At 47.8% G+C, this 20,671-nt stretch carries 22 protein-coding genes; 16 read left to right on the top strand and 6 right to left on the bottom strand.

Features of this window, described 5'->3' with window-relative positions; all coding sequences use genetic code 11:
- The first annotated feature begins 7 nt into the window (after window positions 1-7).
- The 3 genes from N836_RS67695 (at window position 8) to N836_RS67685 (ending at window position 3,694) form a co-directional block, all read left to right on the top strand.
- On the top strand, window positions 8-778 hold the full coding sequence (locus tag N836_RS67695; RefSeq protein WP_023076116.1) for a class I SAM-dependent methyltransferase: 771 nt from the start codon (window positions 8-10) through the stop codon (window positions 776-778).
- Between the two features lie 192 nt (window positions 779-970).
- A complete protein-coding gene (locus N836_RS67690) occupies window positions 971-2,773 on the top strand; it encodes a glycosyltransferase family 2 protein (RefSeq protein ID WP_023076115.1) in 1,803 nt (600 codons plus the stop codon).
- Between the two features lie 18 nt (window positions 2,774-2,791).
- The gene (locus N836_RS67685) at window positions 2,792-3,694 is read left to right on the top strand and encodes a glycosyltransferase family 2 protein (RefSeq protein ID WP_023076114.1); all 903 of its coding nucleotides are present in this window, start codon (window positions 2,792-2,794) and stop codon (window positions 3,692-3,694) included.
- On the opposite strand, the gene N836_RS67680 is transcribed toward N836_RS67685, so the two are convergent.
- Window positions 3,638-4,579, bottom strand: coding sequence for a glycosyltransferase family 2 protein (locus N836_RS67680; protein ID WP_023076113.1), 942 nt, complete (start codon window positions 4,577-4,579; stop codon window positions 3,638-3,640). The genes N836_RS67685 and N836_RS67680 overlap by 57 nt on opposite strands.
- A gap of 62 nt (window positions 4,580-4,641) precedes the next feature.
- Between N836_RS67680 and N836_RS76780 the strand changes: the two genes are divergently transcribed.
- The 6 genes from N836_RS76780 to N836_RS67655 all read left to right on the top strand — a co-directional run bounded on the left by N836_RS76780 (window position 4,642) and on the right by N836_RS67655 (window position 9,469).
- Entirely contained in the window at window positions 4,642-4,785 is a 144-nt protein-coding gene (locus tag N836_RS76780) for a hypothetical protein (protein ID WP_161635046.1), read from the top strand.
- Window positions 4,786-4,795: 10 nt separating this feature from the next.
- Window positions 4,796-5,344, top strand: a complete 549-nt coding sequence (gene rfbC / locus N836_RS67675; RefSeq protein ID WP_023076112.1) for a dTDP-4-dehydrorhamnose 3,5-epimerase — start codon at window positions 4,796-4,798, stop codon at window positions 5,342-5,344.
- Window positions 5,344-6,210 carry a dTDP-4-dehydrorhamnose reductase gene (gene rfbD / locus N836_RS67670; protein ID WP_023076111.1) on the top strand — a complete coding sequence of 289 codons (867 nt, stop codon included), beginning with the start codon at window positions 5,344-5,346 and terminating at the stop codon, window positions 6,208-6,210. Before rfbC ends, rfbD begins: the two co-directional genes overlap by 1 nt.
- A gap of 12 nt (window positions 6,211-6,222) precedes the next feature.
- The gene (locus tag N836_RS67665; protein ID WP_023076110.1) at window positions 6,223-7,296 is read left to right on the top strand and encodes a glucose-1-phosphate thymidylyltransferase; all 1,074 of its coding nucleotides are present in this window, start codon (window positions 6,223-6,225) and stop codon (window positions 7,294-7,296) included.
- Window positions 7,297-7,306: 10 nt separating this feature from the next.
- Window positions 7,307-8,383 carry a dTDP-glucose 4,6-dehydratase gene (gene rfbB / locus N836_RS67660; RefSeq protein ID WP_023076109.1) on the top strand — a complete coding sequence of 359 codons (1,077 nt, stop codon included), beginning with the start codon at window positions 7,307-7,309 and terminating at the stop codon, window positions 8,381-8,383.
- 114 nt (window positions 8,384-8,497) lie between these two features.
- Entirely contained in the window at window positions 8,498-9,469 is a 972-nt protein-coding gene (locus N836_RS67655) for a GDP-mannose 4,6-dehydratase (RefSeq protein WP_023076108.1), read from the top strand.
- Between the two features lie 40 nt (window positions 9,470-9,509).
- Here N836_RS67655 and N836_RS67650 read toward each other — a convergent pair whose 3' ends face one another.
- Both N836_RS67650 and N836_RS67645 read right to left on the bottom strand, forming a co-directional pair.
- Entirely contained in the window at window positions 9,510-10,835 is a 1,326-nt protein-coding gene (locus N836_RS67650; protein ID WP_023076107.1) for a TAXI family TRAP transporter solute-binding subunit, read from the bottom strand.
- Entirely contained in the window at window positions 10,822-12,120 is a 1,299-nt protein-coding gene (locus N836_RS67645) for an ATP-binding protein (protein WP_023076106.1), read from the bottom strand. The genes N836_RS67650 and N836_RS67645 overlap by 14 nt, the downstream gene beginning before the upstream one ends.
- Window positions 12,121-12,138: 18 nt before the next feature.
- Here N836_RS67645 and N836_RS67640 point away from each other — a divergent pair, with 18 nt between their 5' ends.
- The gene (locus N836_RS67640) at window positions 12,139-12,447 is read left to right on the top strand and encodes a TMEM14 family protein (RefSeq protein WP_023076105.1); all 309 of its coding nucleotides are present in this window, start codon (window positions 12,139-12,141) and stop codon (window positions 12,445-12,447) included.
- 13 nt (window positions 12,448-12,460) lie between these two features.
- Here N836_RS67640 and N836_RS67635 read toward each other — a convergent pair whose 3' ends face one another.
- The gene (locus N836_RS67635; protein WP_023076104.1) at window positions 12,461-13,513 is read right to left on the bottom strand and encodes a mandelate racemase/muconate lactonizing enzyme family protein; all 1,053 of its coding nucleotides are present in this window, start codon (window positions 13,511-13,513) and stop codon (window positions 12,461-12,463) included.
- 339 nt (window positions 13,514-13,852) lie between these two features.
- A complete protein-coding gene (locus N836_RS67630) occupies window positions 13,853-15,079 on the bottom strand; it encodes a vWA domain-containing protein (protein ID WP_023076103.1) in 1,227 nt (408 codons plus the stop codon).
- Window positions 15,080-15,470: 391 nt separating this feature from the next.
- Here N836_RS67630 and N836_RS67625 point away from each other — a divergent pair, with 391 nt between their 5' ends.
- The 6 genes from N836_RS67625 to N836_RS67600 all read left to right on the top strand — a co-directional run bounded on the left by N836_RS67625 (window position 15,471) and on the right by N836_RS67600 (window position 19,762).
- Window positions 15,471-16,163, top strand: a complete 693-nt coding sequence (locus tag N836_RS67625) for an ATP-dependent Clp protease proteolytic subunit (RefSeq protein WP_023076101.1) — start codon at window positions 15,471-15,473, stop codon at window positions 16,161-16,163.
- A 2-nt stretch (window positions 16,164-16,165) separates the two neighbouring features.
- Entirely contained in the window at window positions 16,166-16,804 is a 639-nt protein-coding gene (locus N836_RS67620) for an ATP-dependent Clp protease proteolytic subunit (protein WP_023076100.1), read from the top strand.
- 128 nt (window positions 16,805-16,932) lie between these two features.
- Window positions 16,933-17,529, top strand: coding sequence for an ATP-dependent Clp protease proteolytic subunit (locus tag N836_RS67615; protein ID WP_023076099.1), 597 nt, complete (start codon window positions 16,933-16,935; stop codon window positions 17,527-17,529).
- A 124-nt stretch (window positions 17,530-17,653) separates the two neighbouring features.
- Window positions 17,654-18,232, top strand: coding sequence for a J domain-containing protein (locus N836_RS67610; protein WP_023076098.1), 579 nt, complete (start codon window positions 17,654-17,656; stop codon window positions 18,230-18,232).
- A gap of 157 nt (window positions 18,233-18,389) precedes the next feature.
- A complete protein-coding gene (locus N836_RS67605; RefSeq protein WP_023076097.1) occupies window positions 18,390-18,905 on the top strand; it encodes a hypothetical protein in 516 nt (171 codons plus the stop codon).
- A 2-nt stretch (window positions 18,906-18,907) separates the two neighbouring features.
- Window positions 18,908-19,762 (top strand): carbonic anhydrase, encoded by an 855-nt coding sequence (locus tag N836_RS67600; RefSeq protein ID WP_023076096.1) that lies wholly within the window; start codon window positions 18,908-18,910, stop codon window positions 19,760-19,762.
- A gap of 12 nt (window positions 19,763-19,774) precedes the next feature.
- Here the strand turns inward: N836_RS67600 and rsmI are convergent, their stop codons facing one another.
- Window positions 19,775-20,626 (bottom strand): 16S rRNA (cytidine(1402)-2'-O)-methyltransferase, encoded by an 852-nt coding sequence (gene rsmI / locus N836_RS67595; protein WP_023076095.1) that lies wholly within the window; start codon window positions 20,624-20,626, stop codon window positions 19,775-19,777.
- Window positions 20,627-20,671 lie beyond the last annotated feature (45 nt).

Below are 20,671 nucleotides of genomic sequence, written 5' to 3'. Positions count from 1 at the left end.
ATCTAATATGAAAAAATACTCTTTCGCTGAAATTATAGAGAATCCCTTTATCTTAGATGAAATAGTTAGTCAGGATATTCATACATCTGACAATATGAATATGAGTACCAGAGAACGATACTTCGAGGTCGGTCGCTCTGGCATTTCAGTGATCTCTAAGGCCTTACTTTGTAGCGAAGTCCAATACATAGATAATGTATTGGACTTCGCCTGCGGTTTTGGTCGAGTATGTCGATACTTAAGAGCGGCATTTCCGGATGCAGATTTCACAGTATCTGATATTTGGAAAGAGGCTGTGGACTATACGTCAAAAAGTTTTAAGGCTAATCATCATCATGCGACCAGCAGCTTTGCCAATACAAAGTTTGAGCATAAATTTGACTTAATTTGGTGTGGGTCTTTAGTAACCCATATTCCTGAAAAATCAGCTATTGAGTTACTAGATACTTTTGCTAACCATCTGGAAAAGGATGGGTTAATGGTGTTTACGACCCATGGTAGAAATATGTACCAACGACGAAAATCTAAGTCAATGACCTATAACATTAGTGATGATGATTTTAGTCAAATGGAAAACGCTTATACAGATGGCAAGTATGCTTTTGCTACCTATGAAATGAAAACGGTATATGGTGATGACTATGGTATTTCAATGACTCCCTTGGGCTGGATTCATAATTACTTACTAGACAGAGATCAACTGTCGTTAAAGGCATATATTGAGAAAGGATGGGACAACCATCAAGATGTAGTAGCTATTGCCTATTCTCAGATTTAGGTAATTGTACCTAAATCTGAGAATAAATCTGAGAATAGGCATACTTTAAAGCTGCTGTTGATTATTGACGAGCTATGTACGATGCTAGGTGAGACTCACTATGGGGTTGCGATCGCAACCAAGTAAACCAAGTAAACTGACAATCAGTAGGGCCTTGAAGTCCGCTGGTGAAAACGAGTCTCCAAGTAAAGCATGCTAACCAAGCTCAAACGACTGCTGAACATTCTCAAAACAGAAGGTTTTTTAAGTGCTGTTCGACAGATCTGGATAAAAGTTAGCTCTCCTCGATATCATCAGTGGTTAAAGCAAGTGGAGCGGCACACGGCTGAGGTGGTTATCGATTCAGCCCCAATGAGCACGCCTCTGATTTCCATTCTGCTACCTGTCTATAATGTTGAGTCCATTTGGCTAACCAAAGCAATTGAGTCGGTTCTAGCCCAGCAGTATCCCCACTGGCAGCTCTGTATTGCTGATGATGCCTCGACAGCGCAAGCGATTCGACCACTCCTAGAACACTACTCCCAGATCGACACTCGCATAGAGGTCATCTTTTGCCCACAAAATCGAGGCATTTCGGCGGCCACCAATGCCGCACTCAATATCGCTAACGGTGAGTTTATTGCACTGCTCGATCATGATGATGAACTTGCGAGCAACGCCCTTTATGAAGTTTCTCAGCATCTGAAAAGCCACCCAGATGCCGATTTTATCTATACAGACGAAGACCAGATAACTCAAAAAGGCACGCGTAAAAATCCATTTTTCAAACCAGATTGGTCCTTAGACTACCTCCATGCCTGTATGTACACCTGCCATCTGGGTGTTTACCGGACCAGCCTTATCAGAGAAATAGGTGGCTTTCGCAGTCAGTACGATGGAGCTCAAGATTGGGATTTAGTGCTACGTCTAAGCGAAAAAACCCAACAGATTCACCATATTCCCAAAGTTCTATATCACTGGCGCACTTTACCCACTTCAGCCGCATCTGGTGCCCAGGCCAAACCCTGGGCCTACAAAGCAGCCCAAAGCGCTCTACAAGACTCCATTGACCGCAGTCCCTATCCTGGCACTGTCGAGTCCCTGCCAAACAAACCGGGTTTTTTCAGAGTCCGTCGCCATATTCAGCATAGCCCGCTGGTGAGCATTATCATCCCCAGCGCAGGCACCTGTATGCCCCTTAAAAATAGACAGGTTTGCTTGTTAGAACAATGTCTCACGAGTATTCGTAAACTCAGCACCTACCAAAATTTAGAAATCATTCTGGTAGATGGCTACGATATCCCAAATCAGTACCTCCAGGCAGTACAAGGGCCTGATTTGAAACTGATCCGCTGTGATCAGCCCTTTAATTTTGCCCAGCGGATGAACCTTGGTGCAGAGGCTGCCAGTGGTGAAGTTTTGCTGATGCTCAATGATGATACAGAAGTCATTACGCCTGACTGGATTGAGGCGATGTTGGAGTTAGCTCAGCAAACAGAGATCGCAACTGTAGGAGCAAAACTGCTTTATCCCAATGGCCGTCTGCAACATGCTGGTGTTGTAATTTTAGCCGGTAATCCAAGCCACGCATTTCACAATGCCTCAGGCCAATACGACGGCTACTACTGCTCTAACATCGTCAATCGCAATTATCTTGGAGTAACCGGAGCCTGCATGATGATCCGTCGGAGTGTCTTTGATGAGCTCCAAGGGTTTGACGAAAGCTTTCCACTCAACTACAACGATGTCGATCTGTGTCTGCGAGCCCATCAAGCCGGTTATCGTAATGTATTCACCCCCTATGCAGAACTTATTCATTACGAATCCATCAGTAGGGGCAGTGGACTCAAACCAGGAGAGTTGGAACGTCTCCATACAAAATTTGCAGATAGCGGGTACATGGTGGACGATCCCTACTACAACCCCAACCTATCCGTCAGGAAACCATTCTTTCAACTAGCATGGCCTAGCGAACGACGGAGACGGCACAAAACATTAGCCAGCAACCATGAGTAGAAACCGTCTTTCTTGGCCATGAAAACCAACGCTGGTGCCAATGTTCGCGTCGCTGCCGTCATTCCCACCTATAACCGCTGGCCTAAAACTCAGCGCTTTTTAGCACAGTTTAGCCACCAAACCTACGCCCACCTCACCATTGTCTTGGTGGATGCCAATTCTCCAGACGACACCGCCACTAAGGTACAGAAATCTTATCCCGATGTTGTGTTGTTGCGAGTTGATGAGCATCAGTATTGGGCAGGGGCAACCAACACAGGTGTTCACTATGCTCTAGACCACGATTATGACTATATTTTGACCATCAACGATGACGCCGTTGTCCCTTCTGAACATGTCCACAGACTGGTTGTATTCGCTCAACGCTACGACATCAAGATCTTAGGCAATCGCATTGATTATCTAGACTCACCGGGTAAAGTTTGGGCATTGGGGACTCAGCTCACCTGGGGAACACCCAACTTTTTGCATCTGCAGTATCACGCTACAGCTGTTGAGCATCTGCCCGCCAACATTATGACCCAGGACATTCTGCCAGTAGACACGCTACCAGGAGATGGCGTCCTCATTCACCGCAGCGTGTTTGAACAAGTTGGCCTATACCAGGCTAAATTTTTACCCCATTACCATGCCGACTCAGAACTTGTTCTCAGAGCTCAACATCACGGTTTCCAAGCCTACGTTGCGCCTCAAATTGTTTTACAGGACGATTTTTCTGCAGACCAAAAGAAACAAAATTTCAAGAGTTTGGCGGGGTTAAAATACGCCTTCTTTCATCCCAAGTCTCATCTATTTGCACCAGCCATTATCTATATCTTTTTGTGCTATTGCCCCTGGTACGCTTATCCACAAACAATGTTTTACTTAACTATGCGTCTGTTGAGATTGGGTAAACGCCGTTCGGGGGCGAAAAGGCTCTGAAGATAGCTGTTTAGTCAAACGTTTAGCCCGCCACCTCAGAAAATCAGTCCACCCTAGAAAACGACCAATCCCCACTTCGATGTCGCTCAGCAGCAGCTTAATGCTCCACACAAGCATATAAACCAGGTTTAATATCAGAGCCAGCAGAGAACCATGTTTGTGCAAAAAATACAGTTTACTAAAGGTGGCATGGCGAAATTTTGCTCGGCGATTACGATGCGTAATCGCTGACACCGCATGGTTGACAAGCACTGCCTGAGTTACACCGATGGTGTGGCCTTGCCGATAATATCGCTCGCAGATTTCAATATCTTCGTAATCTAAGAAAAAATTGAGATCAAACAGAGGACAGCTATCAAATCGTTGCAAATTAAAAATCATGCTGCACCCCGACACCCAACGACTAGGTAATATTTTGACCGGTTGTTCTGCGGTGTCAGCATCTGGTAAACGATGCTTGAGAGAGCCTGTCCACCAATTAAAGCGACCTTGGGCAAACCATAAATCGTCTTTGCTCGCTCGAATACGGGTGCCGAGAATACTTAAACTGGGGCACAATCTAAAGCAGTCTTGGATGTAGTTCAGTGCCTGGGGCATCAACAAAGCATCTGGATTAATTAGCCACACCCAAGCATCTGGATTGTGGTTGTAAATATGCTCCAAGCCTAAATTGCAGCCACCGCCAAATCCTAAGTTATCAGTTGCTTTGAGGATAGTTATATTTTCAAATTCTTGCTGTAAGTCATAAACAGAATCGTCATCGGGAGAGTTATTGACAATGATGACTTGATAAGGAATCGAACAAAACGATAGCTCTGTTATAGACTGCAACAGATGCCGTAACAGGGCAGTGGAATAGTAATTGATGGATAAAAAATAAACCATAGTTATCTGCCTTGTAATTACCCATCCAAATTAGTCTTACCCAAGTCAGTAGGGTGCAAGTAGTGGCTCAAGTATTTGCGGTTTGTCATCTCAGTCTATTAGAGTACGACCTGCCAGGTTTGCGATCGCACATATCCGCTTTACCACCAGCATTATCTTTAACCCTAGTGGATGATACAGTGCTTCAAGAGATAGGTTATTTTTAAGCGGTTTACTGTGAACGTTATTCCCACTGATATCCCAGACGTTCTCATAATTGAGCCTCAGGTGTTTGGCGATGAGCGCGGTTTTTTTCTGGAAAGCTTTAACCAAAAAAAATTTTCTGATGAAACCGGTTTGAATCATCAATTTGTCCAAGACAACCACTCTCGCTCTAGGCAAAACATATTACGGGGCCTGCACTACCAGATGCAGCAAGTGCAGGGCAAGTTAGTCCGTGTGGTGCTGGGTGAAATTTATGACGTGGTAGTCGATATCCGGCGCAGTTCAGATACCTTTGGACAGTGGGTGGGAGTGACTCTTAGTGCTGAGAATAAACGGCAGCTATGGGTACCTCCTGGGTTTGCCCATGGGTTCTATGTACTCTCAGATTCAGCCGATGTGCTTTACAAAACCACCGACTACTATGCGCCACAGCATGAACGCAGCATTCTATGGAACGATGCCGATTTAGCCATTAAGTGGCCATTAGTCAGCCAGACTCCGGTGCTATCAGATAAAGATCAGCAAGCCGTGCAATTTGCGATCGCCGAGGTATTTGACTGATGAAAATTTTACTGTTGGGCTGCCAGGGACAAGTAGGACAGGAACTACAGCTAACACTCCCTAGCTTAGGGGCAGTCGTAGCCTGGGACAGAACTCATCTTGACCTAACTAACTTAGAAAGCATTGTCCCCGCCGTCGTTAACCAACAGCCTGACGTCATCGTTAACGCCGCCGCCTATACAGCAGTCGATAAAGCCGAAAGTGAACCCGACTTAGCCCATCAAATCAATACAGCCGCTCCAGAAAAGTTAGCTCAAGCAGCAACAGTCTGTGGAGCAAGCCTGGTTCATATATCCACAGACTACGTATTTGATGGTCAGCAGAATCGTCCCTATCAGCCGGAAGCAGAAACTAACCCTCTAGGGGTGTACGGCCACTCCAAGCGGGATGGAGAACTAGCTATTCAAGCCAATACAGAACAAGCCGTAATCTTTCGTACAGCCTGGGTTTACGGAGCAAAGGGCAAAAGTAACTTTGTCAAGACCATGCTGCGCTTGGGAGCAGAACGAGACGAACTGGGTGTTGTTTATGATCAAGTTGGCACCCCGACTTGGGCCTATGATATTGCCCAGGCAATCACAATGCTGATACCGCATCTTCAAAATAACTTTGGTGTTTATCACTACACCAATAACGGTGCTGCCAGCTGGTATGATTTCGCCGTTGCTATCTTTGAAGAAGCCAGAAAATTAGGCCATCCTTTACAACTGAGCCATGTGCAACCAATTCCGAGCGAGCAGTATCCAACCCCTACACCAAGACCTGCCTATTCAGTGTTAGCAGGTGACAAAATAGCCAAGGTCATTAATCAAACTGCTCCCCATTGGCGTGCAAGTTTACGAAAAATGCTCAAAGAATATCTCTAATAGGTTTGGGTTATGAAGGCACTTATTCTATCGGGCGGTAAAGGAACCCGCCTACGTCCATTGACCCACACCGGGGCTAAACAGCTAGTGCCCGTGGTGAATAAACCTATCCTCTGGTACGGTATTGAGCAAATTGTTGCAGCGGGCATTACCGATATTGGTATTGTTATTAGCCCAGAGACTGGGGATGAAATTCGCGCTGTAACCGGTACTGGTGAGCGATTTAATTGCAAGATAACCTACATTCCACAGAACAGCCCAGATGGACTTGCCCACGCTGTCAAAATTGCTCATCCGTTTCTTGGCAACTCACCCTTCTTAATGTACCTGGGTGATAATTTGATTCAAGACAGTCTCACTCAGTTTGTTAAAGATTTCCATCAACAACAGCTTGCTGCCATGATTTTGCTCAAGCAAGTTCCTAATCCAACAGCTTTTGGGGTTGCAGAATTAGATGAACAGGGAGGTGTGATCAGGCTGGTAGAGAAACCCAAAAATCCACCATCAAATTTTGCTCTCGTAGGGGTATATTTATTTTCACCAATCGTACACCAGATTATCGCCACGCTACAGCCCTCTGCCCGAGGTGAATTGGAGATTACTGATGCTATTCAAGCCCTGGCAGATAACGGTAAAACTGTAACCGCTCAACAATTGCAAGGGTGGTGGTTAGACACAGGGAAAAAAGATGACTTGTTGGAAGCTAACCAAATGATTTTGGATGCCACTCTGTCGAGTGAGGTTTTAGGTGATGTTGACGACACGACTAAAATCAGCGGACGAGTTCGCATCGGTCAAGGTACCAAAATCATCAACTGCACTATTCGTGGCCCTGTTGTTATCGGAGAGAATTGCCATCTTGAGAACTGTTTTATTGGCTCCTATAGCAGTATTGCTAATGGCGTCAAGCTGATTGATGTAGAAATGGACCATAGTGTAGTGCTAGAAGATGCTGTTATTCAACAGTTACAACAACGAATTGTTGATAGCTTAATTGGGCGAAGAGCTAAGTTAATTCATAGCCCTAAACGTCCCAAAGCTTCTCGCTTTATGATTGGGGACGATTGCCAGATTGAGCTAGTGTAAGGAGAAAGAATTGAACAACAAAATTATACTCATCACAGGCGGAGCTGGGTTTATCGGTTCCAACTTTGTTCACCAATGGTCTAAACACTCAGCCAAAACCATTGTTCTCGATGCTCTCACCTATGCTGGCAACCGTGCCACTCTGGCTGACCTGGAATCTCAAGCTAATTTTTCTCTGATTGAAGGTGATATTTGTGATGCCCAGTTGGTTTCACAGATTCTAGCTGAGCACCATGTCGATACGCTCATTCATTTTGCAGCGGAATCCCACGTTGATCGATCTATTGCTGGCCCAGCTGCATTCGTGCAAACCAATGTGGTTGGCACCTTCACCTTACTAGAAGCGTTCCGCCACCATTGGGAAGCGCAAGGTAAACCTGACCACTATCGCTTTCTCCATGTTTCCACCGACGAAGTGTTTGGCAGTCTCGGCCCGAATGATCCTGCATTTAGCGAAGTTACCTCCTATGCGCCCAACAGTCCCTACTCTGCATCAAAAGCAGGCAGTGACCATTTAGTGAGGGCTTACTTCCACACCTATGGATTACCCACACTGATTACTAATTGCTCCAATAACTACGGCCCGTATCAGTTTCCAGAAAAGCTGATTCCACTGATGTGTCTGAATATTTTGCTCGGGAAATCTCTACCTGTGTATGGCGATGGTCAAAATATTCGTGACTGGCTGCATGTTGAAGATCACTGCAGCGCCATAGCCACTGTCCTAGGGCAAGCTCAACCAGGAGAAACTTACAACATCGGCGGCAACAATCAGGTCAAAAATATTGATATCGTCGAGCAGCTTTGTGATCTGATGGATGAGTTAGCCGAAAATCTGCCCGTATCACCGGCTAGAAAACTGATTACTTTTGTACCCGATCGCCCTGGCCATGATCGTCGCTATGCGATGGATATTACTAAGATTCGGAACGATTTAGGCTGGCAGCCGAGCTACGATTTTGCGACTGGCTTAAGGCAAACGGTAGGCTGGTACTTGGATAATCGTGATTGGTGGCAACCTCTATTGTCAGAGGACTACCAGCGATATTATTCAGAGTTATACGCTGAACGTATGGCTCTGGACTAGTAGAGCAGCCTAACCGCTTGATTAAAACTTCAAGGTAACTCCCTGTCAGGGTTGTGGTAGTTTCGGGAAATCTTGATATGGTTAGGATTGCAATCGTTGTGATCTAGAAATGTAGTGACTAAAAAAGCGCTAATTACGGGGCTGACTGGGCAAGATGGGTCTTACTTAGCTGAGCTTTTGCTCAGCAAGGGCTATGAAGTCTATGGTCTAGTGCGTCGTTCTAGTTCTAGTAGCTTTGGGCGTATAAGTCACTTTGCTGATAAGGTGCGGATTATCTCTGGCGATCTGCTAGATCAGTTTTCGTTGATGGATGCCATTGATGAAGCTCAGCCTGATGAGATTTACAACCTTGCCTCTCAAAGTTATGTGCCGTTGTCTTGGACACAGCCTGCGCTGACGGCGGAGTATACAGCGATTGGGGTTTCTCGGCTGTTAGAGGCAATTCGTCGATGTAAACCGGATGCTAGATTTTATCAGGCATCTAGCAGTGAGGTGTTTGGTCAACCGGATGAGTCTCCCCAGACAGAGCGAACGGCGTTTCGCCCCCGGAATCCCTATGGTGTAGCCAAAGCTTATGCCCATTGGATGACGATTAACTATCGGCAGAAGTACGATCTGTATGCGTGCTGTGGCATTACGTATACCCATGAGTCACCCCGTCGTGGTGCAGAATTTGTGTTCCGCAAAATTACGCGGGGTGCCGTCAAAATTAAATTGGGCCTAGCCCATGAGTTAAAGCTAGGTAATTTGGATGCTCGTCGTGATTGGTGCCACGCAGAAGATGTGGTTAATGCTATGTGGATGATGCTACAGCAAGAGCAGCCAGACGATTTTATTATTGCCAGTGGCGAAACTCACTCAGTTAAGGAGCTGGTGGACTGTGCATTTTCCTATGTTGGTTTGAATTGGCAAGATTATGTTTCAGTTGATCCAGCCTTTTATCGACCGGATGAGCCAGTAATATTGGCGGGGTCCATTGATAAGATCAAACGTGAAATTCAATGGCAGCCACATTATTCCTTTTCTAAGTTAGTGGCAGCAATGGTTGAAAACGAGCTTAAAGAGCTAACAGAACACGGCGAGTAGGCATGGCCAGGTTAGAAAATTCTGGTCGAACTTGGGATGGCTACCCTTTGGGTGTGGGTATTGTGCGACTTCTGAGAATAATTTCTTGATGACGGATAGCCGTATTGGCAACTTCCCAAGGAAAGGTGAATGATTGGAATGATTCGGGGGAGATTCGATCGATATCGAGGTCAACAACAACCTTTCTGAGAATTTCGAGGAGCTGCTGTCGTAGGTTTTGCAGTTCCTCAAAATCTTTGGCTTGTTCGATTTTTTCAATCAGGTTCAGGATTTCTAGGTTGTAGCGATCGGCGCGATCTTTTTGGTTACTGATCAGCCATTGACGACCTTGCCAAAGGCTAGAACAAAGCAGAATACTAATAGATAGTAGTAGACCAATGGACTCAGCATAGGTCACCAAAAAGCCAGGATTGTCTTGGGTATAGTAAGCGCGGGCTCCCTCATGGAGGGGAAAGCCTAGATTCTGACTGATGTCTGGTGATGGAATATTGGCCGTGCGAGGATTAAGGCGGATTAGCTCACTGCGACGCTCATAGAGAATACGGGTAATAGCTTTAACCACATCGGGATGAACATCGGTATTGGCGATGAGCAGTGCGCTGACGGAAACAACGGGTAAATCTTCTGGAGGGATGGGTGAGCCGCCATCGTAGCTCCCCTTGGGGATGATGGTGGGTGCGAGGTAGGGCTGGGTCAGCTGTAGGGCACCGATTTGGTCGATAGGCACAAGCTGAAATTGTTCGTTGGCGAGTAATTCGGCCACACTGTTGTTACCCAGACCAATAATGCGAAATAAGGCATCGACGTTACTGTTTTTCAGGGCTATATGAGCCTCATCCACGTCCATGGGCCGCGCTTGAAAATCAGTCTGCGTCAGACCGTAATGCTGGCTCAGAGGCCAAAAAAGATTATAGGAACCACTACCTTTGGGCATCAGGGCAATGCGTTTGCCTTTTAGATCGCTCAGAGTAGTGATGTTGGCATCTTTATTGGCAATCAGATGAAACATTTCGGGATAGAGCTGCGCCACGGCGCGTACATTGGGCTGAACGGGGGTATCGTTTTGGACTAAGGCGAGATCGACAGCATGGGCATGGACATCCTCCATGTTTTTAGTTGATCCTGGTGATTCGACAACCTCAACACGGATTTTGGGTTCGTTGGTCTGGGTGACTTGGGCAATGGCTTGCCCAAAGGCGTAGTATTCTCCAGTCGGGCTTCCGGTTGCTAGACGTACGGTATAGGTGCGGTTTTGGTCGTGGATAAGTTTGGTGATAGATGAGATCGCACCCCCCACACTCACCACTACAATCAGACCCAGTATCCAGCGTCCCCACTTGCCCACCATGCCACTATCTCCTGCCATCCAAGGCCAATTCCGCCGATAGAAAGTCTATAAACTGTCGCGCACTGCGTCCTGAACGTCCATTGTGTCGGGTTGCCCACTGCCTGGCCCGATAGTCTAAATCCTCAGTTGGTAGATCCAACCCAGCCTGATTTGCCAGATGATGCACAATCTCTAGATACATCGGTTGATCAGCCGCTTCAAAAGTGAGGGTAAGACCAAAGCGATCGCTAAAGGAAAGCTTTTCTTGGACCGTATCCCAGGACTTAAGTTCATCCGCATCACTGGGGCGAGGCCGGTCAGCAAAGAATTCCCGCACTAAATGACGACGATTTGACGTCGCATAAACCACCACATTTTGAGGACGCCGAGTTAGCCCACCTTCCAATACAACTTTGAGGGCTTTGAAGGCATCATCATCTTCCTCAAAAGACAGATCATCGACAAAAATAATAAACTTTTGCGGCTGGGACCGCAGACACTCCACAATCGCTGGCAGATCATACAAGTCGGCCTTAGCTACCTCAATCAGACGCAAACCACGGTCAGCATATTCATTGAGCAATGCTTTAACCAGCGAAGACTTACCCGCCCCCCGACTGCCATACAGCAGCACATTAAGTGCATTAAACCCAGCTAGCAAAAACTCAGTATTTTTTACCAAAGTGTCTTTAGGTCCGTCATAGGCAGCTAAATCAGCCAGACGAATTGGATCGGGCTCAGCAATACCTATTAGTTGCCCTTGCTGCCAGCGGAATCCACGGAACTGACCAAACTGACCAGTGCCCTGACTTTGATAGTAGGTCACCAAATTATCAAGACCCGCTGACCAATCTTCTGACAGGTCCACTGGCATAGGGTCTGGCATTAAAGACCAAACAACGGGTGCTTGGGGCAGCTGACAGGCCGTTTGCACACACTGGCTAATGTAGCTGGGAGACAGATTGTATAAAGTTTGAAGAATTTTCAGGTCGTGACGGGCTGCAGACAGCAAAGGAACAGACAACTCGGCCATCGATAAACGCTGGGCCGCTTGAGTAAACGCATTATCAGCAATGAATATCCGCTGCAGCAGATGGTCACCCCAACCGTTGCCCGTGTTGGCCAATGCCTGAAACCACTCACCGTAAGCCGTGAGGCACTGAGCACGCTCATTAGTGAGGCCTTTACTAGCACTGAGGGCTTCTAACAACGATAAGAATGTTTGACCTACAGCATCGTTGAGAACAGCCTGATACAGTAAGAGCGAGGCTGCCTGTTGTCGGTACTGAGCGATAGTAGCCGATGCTGCCCCAAATTCTTTCATCCCCAATCCCTTTGCGCTATGTCATTAGGACTTATCATCGCATTGATTTATGGCATCCTGGCTGTGGCTGGCGGTCTTGTTGGCTACCTCAAAGCTCGCAGTAAACCGTCGCTGATTTCTGGCCTTATCAGTGGGTTGCTGTTGATTATTGGTGCATTGCGAGCAGCTCAAAATATCGCAAGCGGTCTGTGGCTAGTGAAAATTGTGACACTGGTGCTGATACTTGTATTTATCATCCGGCTAGTGAAAACGAAAAAGTTCATGCCCGCTGGATTGATGGTAATTGGTGGGGTTGCTACGCTAATTGGCGTATTTGCGCCGGGATGAACCGAACCATAGTCTAAGGACTCAGATATTCCACCCCTAAACCTATTTTTTCACTAGGTATCAGGCGACCCAGTTCTAATTGCGCCCCGATAAAGGGATCGTCTTTGAGATTGAGATGACTGTCGAGATCGAGATGATTGGCTAGGGGAGATAGCTGGGCCAGGGCTGTATTGGAGAGCGCGCTATCAGAATAGCAACCAAACATAACGCCCAGCCCGCAGGCGCGAGCAGTGTGGATCATGCGGCGGGCTTCAGTAAGGCCGCCGGATTTCATGAGTTTGATGTTGATGCCGTCGATGTGCTGGGCTAAGGGCATGATGTCGCGGCTGGTGAAGCAGCTTTCGTCGATAAAAATCGGTAATGGCGAGTGGTGTTTTAGTGCGGCCAGATGGTGGTTGGCGCTAACGGGGAGGGGTTGCTCTAGGTAGGTGACGTTGCGGTCAGCGAGCCAGGTGGCCATGGTTTTGGCATCGTCGAGGGTCCAGCCGCCGTTGGCGTCGATGCTGATTTTGTCGTGGGGGCGAAATTCGGTTTCTAGGGCGCTGAACATGGCCTGGTCGGCATCAATGCCAGCCGGGCTGCCCAGCTTGATTTTGATGGAGCGGAGATCGGGATAGTCTGTGTGCCAGCGACGAATGCGATCGCACGCCCCGTCAGGCGAATTAATCCCTATAGTTACAGCTGTCGGTCCAATTCTTTGGCAGTCTAACCCCCACAGCTGCCACAGAGGCAAACCAACCTTTTTACCAAGCCAGTCCCAGAGAGCAACATCAATGGCAGCACGGGCAGCAGAGCAAGGAGCAATTTGGTCGAGACTTTCTTCGATGATTTGGCGGTCGAGGGGATGGTAAAAGGAGATACCTTCGATGATTTGGTCGAGGGAGTGAGTGATGGTTTCGGTGGTTTGAGTTTGGTCGCCGATGGAGAAGGGAGTGGCTTCGCCGTAGCCAGTAATATTGTCGGCGGTGATTTGGATGAAGAGATTGGTGGATTGGGTGTTAGTGCCGCGACTAATGGTGAGGGGGACTTTTTTGTGGACGGTAATAGGGTGATAGGTGATTTCCATCGAGTAAGGCGTAGGGGTTGGGATTTAGGGTATCGCTAATAGTGTAGGTGCTGCTTGGGGTCCCTCCGAGGTCCCCAAACCTCCTGGCTAGGGCGGCGTCCCGCCCTAGAACCCTGCGTAAAAACAATTCAGTTTTCCCAGTGTGCATGGAAGGGGGACGTCGAGTTCCCCAGAACGGGGGTTTCAGGAGGGAAAGCCCTGAGCAGCCCACTTCGCCATTAGCCAGCAGCTAGAAACTTACAACCACACCTCACCTAACGGCATTGTTCAAAAATCCATCAAAGGTTGCCCAATCACACCAAAAGCTCAGTTGCCCAGCCAGCAAAATCACAGTTCCAACTATTGCAAAATCGTTTTCGAAGCAATGCGTGTTTTCTTTTTAGCCTGTTCTGACAAGTCTTGCCCCGTCTGCAACTGAGTCACATTTTCTTGTAAAACCGTAGCCGCCGTTTGATCCCCCATCTGTAGGGCCGTTTGAGTAGCCGACTGCAGCATCGTAATCGCTCCAGTACGATCACCTGCCTGTAATTTAGTTTCAGCAATCTGAGTTTGACGATACTTAGCTAGCGCCAGAATGTATTGCTGCACCTGAGGATCGCTCTGGGATTGATAAACCGTCTGGGCTGTGACATCAATGATGGCTTTATCAGTGGACAAAGAGCTACCCAGGGTCGGATCATCGTACTGAACCTCAGCATGGACAATCGGATGATTACCGGCTGGTAGCTGCGCAATATAAAGGTTAACCAAAATAACGCGGGCAGTATTATTCATCAAATCCCCTAAGCGAACAATAGCCTGCTCCCCTTCACGCCGAACGTCAAGTTCGATGGTTTCGGGTAAGACCTGGGCAATGGGTTTGAGTTCGGCCAAACGCACTTGCGGCTGCAGTGTCAGCACCAGATAAGCATTGGTAAGACTGACAGACTGCACCCGGCTAAACAAACGGCTAAATTCTTGAATGGCCGTGTCAGGGTTTTGAATGTAGGTCAGACTGCCGTTGCCAGCATCAGCCAGTTTTTCGAGCACATCCTGGTTCCAATGGTCGCCGAAGCCGAGCGTACTCACAGTAAAGCTATAGCTGACGGCAAGCTGGGCCAGCTTAAGACAGCGGTCGTTGTCACCGTGCTCATTTTCACCATCGGTGAGCAGAAAGATCTGGGAGACAGTCCCTGTTTTACCCTTGGCCACTTCTTCGATGCCACGCTTCAGTCCTTCATCAATAGCTGTGCCGCCACCAGCTCGGATGCCTTCGATGGCCTGTTTAATGGCATCAGGGTAAGCAGCTAGCTGATTGGGGACAACCACTTGAGCCTTGTGGTCAAACGAAACGATGGAGATCCGGTCTTGCGGAGATAGATTATCAATAATTTTTTGAGCAGCAGCACGAACGTTTTTGATGGGAGCACCGCCCATGGAGCCGCTTTGATCCAAGATAAGACAGAGGTTTAGAGGCGGACGTTTACTGCTGGCAGCCTGGACGGCAATGGCTAAGTGACGCTGAGTGTTGGTTTGAGCGGTGTCTAGGTTGCGATCGCTAATGGACCACTGCACGTTAGCTTTCATACGTTCGTTTGCCTACCAATGATGCTATCGATATAGTTCTAAAAATCAGCCCCAAAGGCACACCCTAATTTGCGTAAAAACATTGCCGTAATTTGCCTAAAGTAGCCATCTAGGGCAATGCTCTCCTTTAGTTCATATCCTAATATTCCCGTAGGAATACCCATATTTGAAAGCAAGATGCTGGCAATGTGCAGATAAGAGCTACATCACTTGACGCAAAATTCCTTAAAAAGACCCAGGTCATGGGCGGATATCCCCCAAACTCCTAGCCTGCGAGCTTGTTCAGAGCGAGTTACACTATGTAGACGTTAATAGGTCGTGACATCACCGACTTATTGACACCAAACGTTGAACGGTGAACAGCTGACACCGCAGAGGGCTAACTGGGTCTATGAGTTCTAATATCAAAGCCGTACAGGCTCCTTACTATGGCGGGGATGCCGCGTTTCGTACTCCCCCTCCCGATTTACAATCATTGCTGCTAAAAGAGCGGATTGTCTATTTGGGGACGCCTCTAGTGTCGTCAGACGATTACAAGCGTCAGATGGGAATGGATGTCACTCGACTGATTATCGCCCAGCTGCTCTATTTAGAATTTGACGATCCCGACAAGCCAATCTATTTTTACATCAACTCAACTGGAACATCCTGGTATACCGGCGATGCCCTAGGCTTTGAAACAGAAGCCTTTGCCATTTGCGACACCATGCGCTACATCCGTCCACCTGTGCATACAATCTGCATTGGTCAAGCCATGGGAACAGCATCCATGATTTTGGCAGCAGGCACAAAAGGATTCCGAGCCAGTCTGCCCCATGCCACCATCGTGCTCAACCAACCCCGTACAGGTGCACGAGGTCAGGCAACCGATATTCAGATTCGCGCCAAGGAGGTACTGGCCAATCGCGAAGCTACCCTGGACATTCTGTCGCGCTGTACCGGGCAACCCCCCGAAAAACTACAGAAAGACACCGACCGCATGTTCTATCTGACTCCCGAGGAAGCTAAGGAGTACGGATTAATTGATCGGGTACTAGAAAGCACCAAAGATTTGCCTGCACAAATTCCAGCGGGTATTGGTTAGCCATGTCTGTAGAACGTCCTATTCGAGTGCCCTATAACTTGCCTGGTAGCCGTCGATGGGCCTGGGTCAATATCTACACTCGTATGAGTCAGGAACGTATTCTGTTCTTGAACCAGCCTTTGACCGACGGCGTAGCAAACTCGCTGATTTCTGCTTTTCTCTATTTAGATTCTGAAGAGCCAGGTAAGCCGATCTATCTTTATATCAATTCCCTGGGCGATCCTGTAATGGCAGGGATGGCAGATGGTTCGGCAGGCATGATGTCCATAACAGCCGGTCTGGCTGTATATGACACGATGCGTCATATCAAGTCTGATGTGATTACCATTTGTATGGGCCAGGCCATTGGCATGTCCGCTGTTTTATTATCTTGCGGAGCCAAAGGCAAACGCTCTAGCCTCCCTAATTCCTCCATAGCGCTGGTTCATCCCTACAGCGGTACCCGTGGTCAAGCCAGTGACATTGAACTCAATGCCGATGAGGTGCTAGGTAAGACCAGTTTGATTACCAAGCTACTGAGTGAGAACACAGGCCAGTCCGAAGAAAAAATTCACAAGGATATGGAGCGGATATTCTACCTTACGCCTCAAGAAGCCATTGAGTACGGCTTAATTGATCGGGTAATCGAGAAACCATCTTAAATTTTGCGATATCCCCGTAGGTTGGGTTGAACACGTGAAACCCAACATTTCGGATTCGTTGGGTTTCGCCAGGCTCAACCAAACCTACGTTTTCACTCCTCTGCCAACCCCTTATACCCGATAAACCCATGCCTATTGGTATTCCCAGCGTTCCATATCGCCTTCCCGGTAGCACTTACGAACAATGGATCAGCATTTATGAACGGCTGTTCCGTGAGCGCATCATTTTCTTAACCGAGGAAGTCACAGACGGCATCGCCAACGCCATCGTGGCTTATATGCTGTATCTGGATTCTGATGATCCTACTAAGCCAATTTATCTGTATATCAACTCCCCAGGTGGTTCGGTAACAGCGGGTATGGCCATCTACGACACCATGCGCTACATCAAATCAGAGGTAGTCACCATCTGTGTCGGTCTAGCGGCTTCAATGGGATCATTTTTGCTCTGTGCCGGGTCCCCTGGTAAGCGTTTAGCACTGCCTCATTCTCGGATTATGATCCACCAACCTCTGGGCGGAGTTGGTCAGCGCCAGGCAACCGATATTGAAATTGAGGCCAATCATATTGTTCAGATTAAGCACCGACTGAATGGCTTGATGGCTGAACATACTGGCCAGACAATCGAGCAGATTGAGAAAGACACAGACCGAGATAACTTTATGTCAGCGGCAGAAGCCAAAACCTATGGTCTAATCGATCGGGTGATTGAAGAACGGATCTAGGCGTTACTTCATTTACGTTTTGCACACTGCACCTCATCGGTCTCGCCTAAATTTTTAGGCATGACGCAATATTAGGCGTATTCTGCGTTTTAATGACAGAATCTGGAGCAGTTCGTCGGGTGCAATGGGGTTAGCTGATCATTATCGGACATTGGGATTACGAACGGGGGCGTCTTTTGATGATGTCAAAGCCGCCTATCGGAAGCTGGCGCGTAAGTATCACCCAGATGTTAATCCTGATGATCAGCGATCGCAAGATCGGTTTATCAAGGTAACTAAAGCTTACGAAGCTCTGCTGGAGGTATTTCAGCCTGAAGAGGAGGCTGAGAATAGCGCTTCTGCAGCAGAGAAATCGGCTGCAGAACCACCCAGTCCGGTACAGAAGAATCCGGGTCTATCGGACCATGAGCAAAAGCTCAAGCAGGATTCCTACCGACAATTGGAGCTGTTGCTTAAACAGCAAAAATATCCACGTGCGATCGCCCTGGTCGAAGGCCTGGCCCAGCGGATTACCCAAGACCTAGAAGTGCGTCAGTGGCAGGCCATTACCTACCAGCGCTGGGGCCGTCAGCTAATTAATCAGGGCCAGCTAAGCAAAGCTCGCATTTATCTGGACAAAGCTCTCAAAACTGACCCCTTAAACAAATCTCTGTGGGTCGAAATCAACCGCGACTTTCAAGCCATTGAGGAGCGCTTGAAATAATACCATCGCTAGAACCAGAAACCTGACATAGCCGACCGTGCCATAACACCCACACCAACCTACGCCTTATCTGATGACTTTTCTTTATTTCGTCAGTCCCAAAATCAGCTCTACGCCGTGCTACAAATTCTAAAAGTACTAAAGCAGCAGTTTTAACGTGGGTACGACGACTTCTTCCTTTGTTTCATCAAATTTTGATGCCCCAGCGGTGTTTGAAACCGATGAGTATCGTCTGCGGATGTTGACGGTTAATGATGTGGTCAAAGACTTTGACGCAGTAATGACCAGCGCAGACCATCTGAAGGGAATTTTTCCACCACCGAGCAGCTGGCCTGAGGGACTGACGCTGGAACAAGACTTAATTGATCTGGGCTGGCACCAAAAAGAATTTCAGCGACGCACATCATTTGCTTACACCATGGTGAGTCTAGATGAAAGTCGCTGTCTGGGCTGTGTGTATTTTTATCCGTCCGATCGCCAGGGGTATGATGCCTACGCGTTGCTGTGGGCGCGACAAAGTGAGCTAGCCAGTGGCCTAGAAGAACGATTGTTGGCGGATGTCAGACAATGGCTAACCGATGCTTGGCCGTTTAAATCAGTTGGCTTTCCAGGTCGGGATATAAGCTGGTCTGAGTGGTTTGCCTTACCTGATATCGCTGACAGCTCAAACTAATTGTGAATGCTGAACTTAACGATAACAATCCCGATGTGTCATCAACCTCATTTCAAACATCAGGGGTAATTAATAGACGTATCTTGTTACGGTACTCACTGCTAGGTATTGCTGCTGGTTCGTTAGGAATTGGTCGTTTAGACGCTATTGTCAGGTCAGCTGGGGACTCTGGTGATAAGCCCTATTGGGGCTATACCGGTGATGCAGGCCCTGATCGCTGGGGAGAGCTATCGGATGCCTACGCTACGTGTACTACTGGCTCTGAGCAGTCACCAATAGATTTAACCAAGGCCATCCACGGGGAGCAACCATCCCTTAGCTTGGATTATCAGCCCACACCCCTCAAGATTAAAAATAATGGCCGCACTATCCAGATAGATTATGCCCCTGGCAGCACCATCCGGCTGGATGGAGAACGCTTTGAATTAAAGCAATTTCACTTCCACGCGCCGAGTGAGCATCTAGAAAACGGCATCCCGGCTGCAATGGAGGTGCATTTTGTTCACCAAAATGCAGAGACACAGGCATTCGTTGTGATTGGGGTTTTACTTAGGGAAGGCACAATGAATACAGCCTTGCAACAGATCTGGAACTATATGCCTGATTCAGCGGGCGTCCAAACAACAGTACAGAATTGTTCATTTAATGCGATGTCGTTGTTTCCTACTAATACAGAGCAGTTTTATCGCTACCACGGGTCTTTAACCACGCCCCCCTGTTCAGAAACGGTGAACTGGATTGTGATGAAAGAAACTATTACTGTTTCTCTACTTCAAGTTGATCGCTTTATTCAAGCGATTGGTAAACGCAACGCTCGTCCGGTACAACCCCTGAATCGACGGTTTTTACTGGATTAGATAACAAGTGTGTTAGTTTTCTGTAGGTGGTTTCAGACTCAGACTCAGTTGATAAATCTCTCGTTTTGGAACTCCTGTTTGATCAGCTAGCTGTCGACTGGCTTGGGAAGGGGATAATCCTTGAGCAATTAAGCCCTTGAGTTGAGCTAATAGCTCATCATTGGACAGGGTTTTGGGGCTAGGGGTGTGGCCTGCGATCGCAACCGTAAATTCTCCCCTCGGCTCAGTGGTCGTAAAATGCTCAATCGCCTCATCCACCGTGCCACGCCAAAATTCCTCGTAGCGTTTGGTCAATTCCCGCGCTACGGTTACTCTCCGGTCACCCCCCAGATGAGCTTGCAAATCAGCCAGGGTTTTGAGCAACCGATGGGGACTTTCGTAAAGCACCATGGTGCGGGATTCAGCGGCCAGCTGGGTCAATCGTTCAGTGCGAGCTTTACCCTTAACTGGCAAAAACCCTTCAAAGGTGAAGCGATCGGATGGTAGAGCTGAGGCTGAGATCGCACTAACTACCGCTGCCGGACCTGGAATTGGACTGACAATAATCCCTGCTTCAGCACAAGCACACACTAGTTCATAGCCCGGATCAGAAATTCCTGGCATCCCCGCATCGCTAACCAGGGCAATGATTTGCCCCATCTGGAGTTTTTCAATTAACTGCGGAATCCGGGATTGAGCATTATGCTCGTGGTAGCTAATCTGTGGCGTCTCAATTTGAAAGTGGTGTAGTAATTTCCCCGTATGACGCGTATCTTCGGCTGCAATCAGGTCCGCCTCTTTTAGGATACGGATAGCCCGAAAAGTAATGTCTTCAAGGTTACCGATGGGGGTGGCAACCAGGTAAAGCGTGCCAGCAGTAGACAAAGTAAGTATTGGTTACAATCCTGCACTAACCATACAATTGAAGTA

Origin of the sequence: Leptolyngbya sp. Heron Island J (assembly GCF_000482245.1) — a bacterium.
GTDB lineage: Bacteria > Cyanobacteriota > Cyanobacteriia > Phormidesmidales > Phormidesmidaceae > Leptothoe.
Note: the sequence above shows the minus strand (reverse complement) of the source record. Positions and strands in the feature narration are given on the sequence as shown.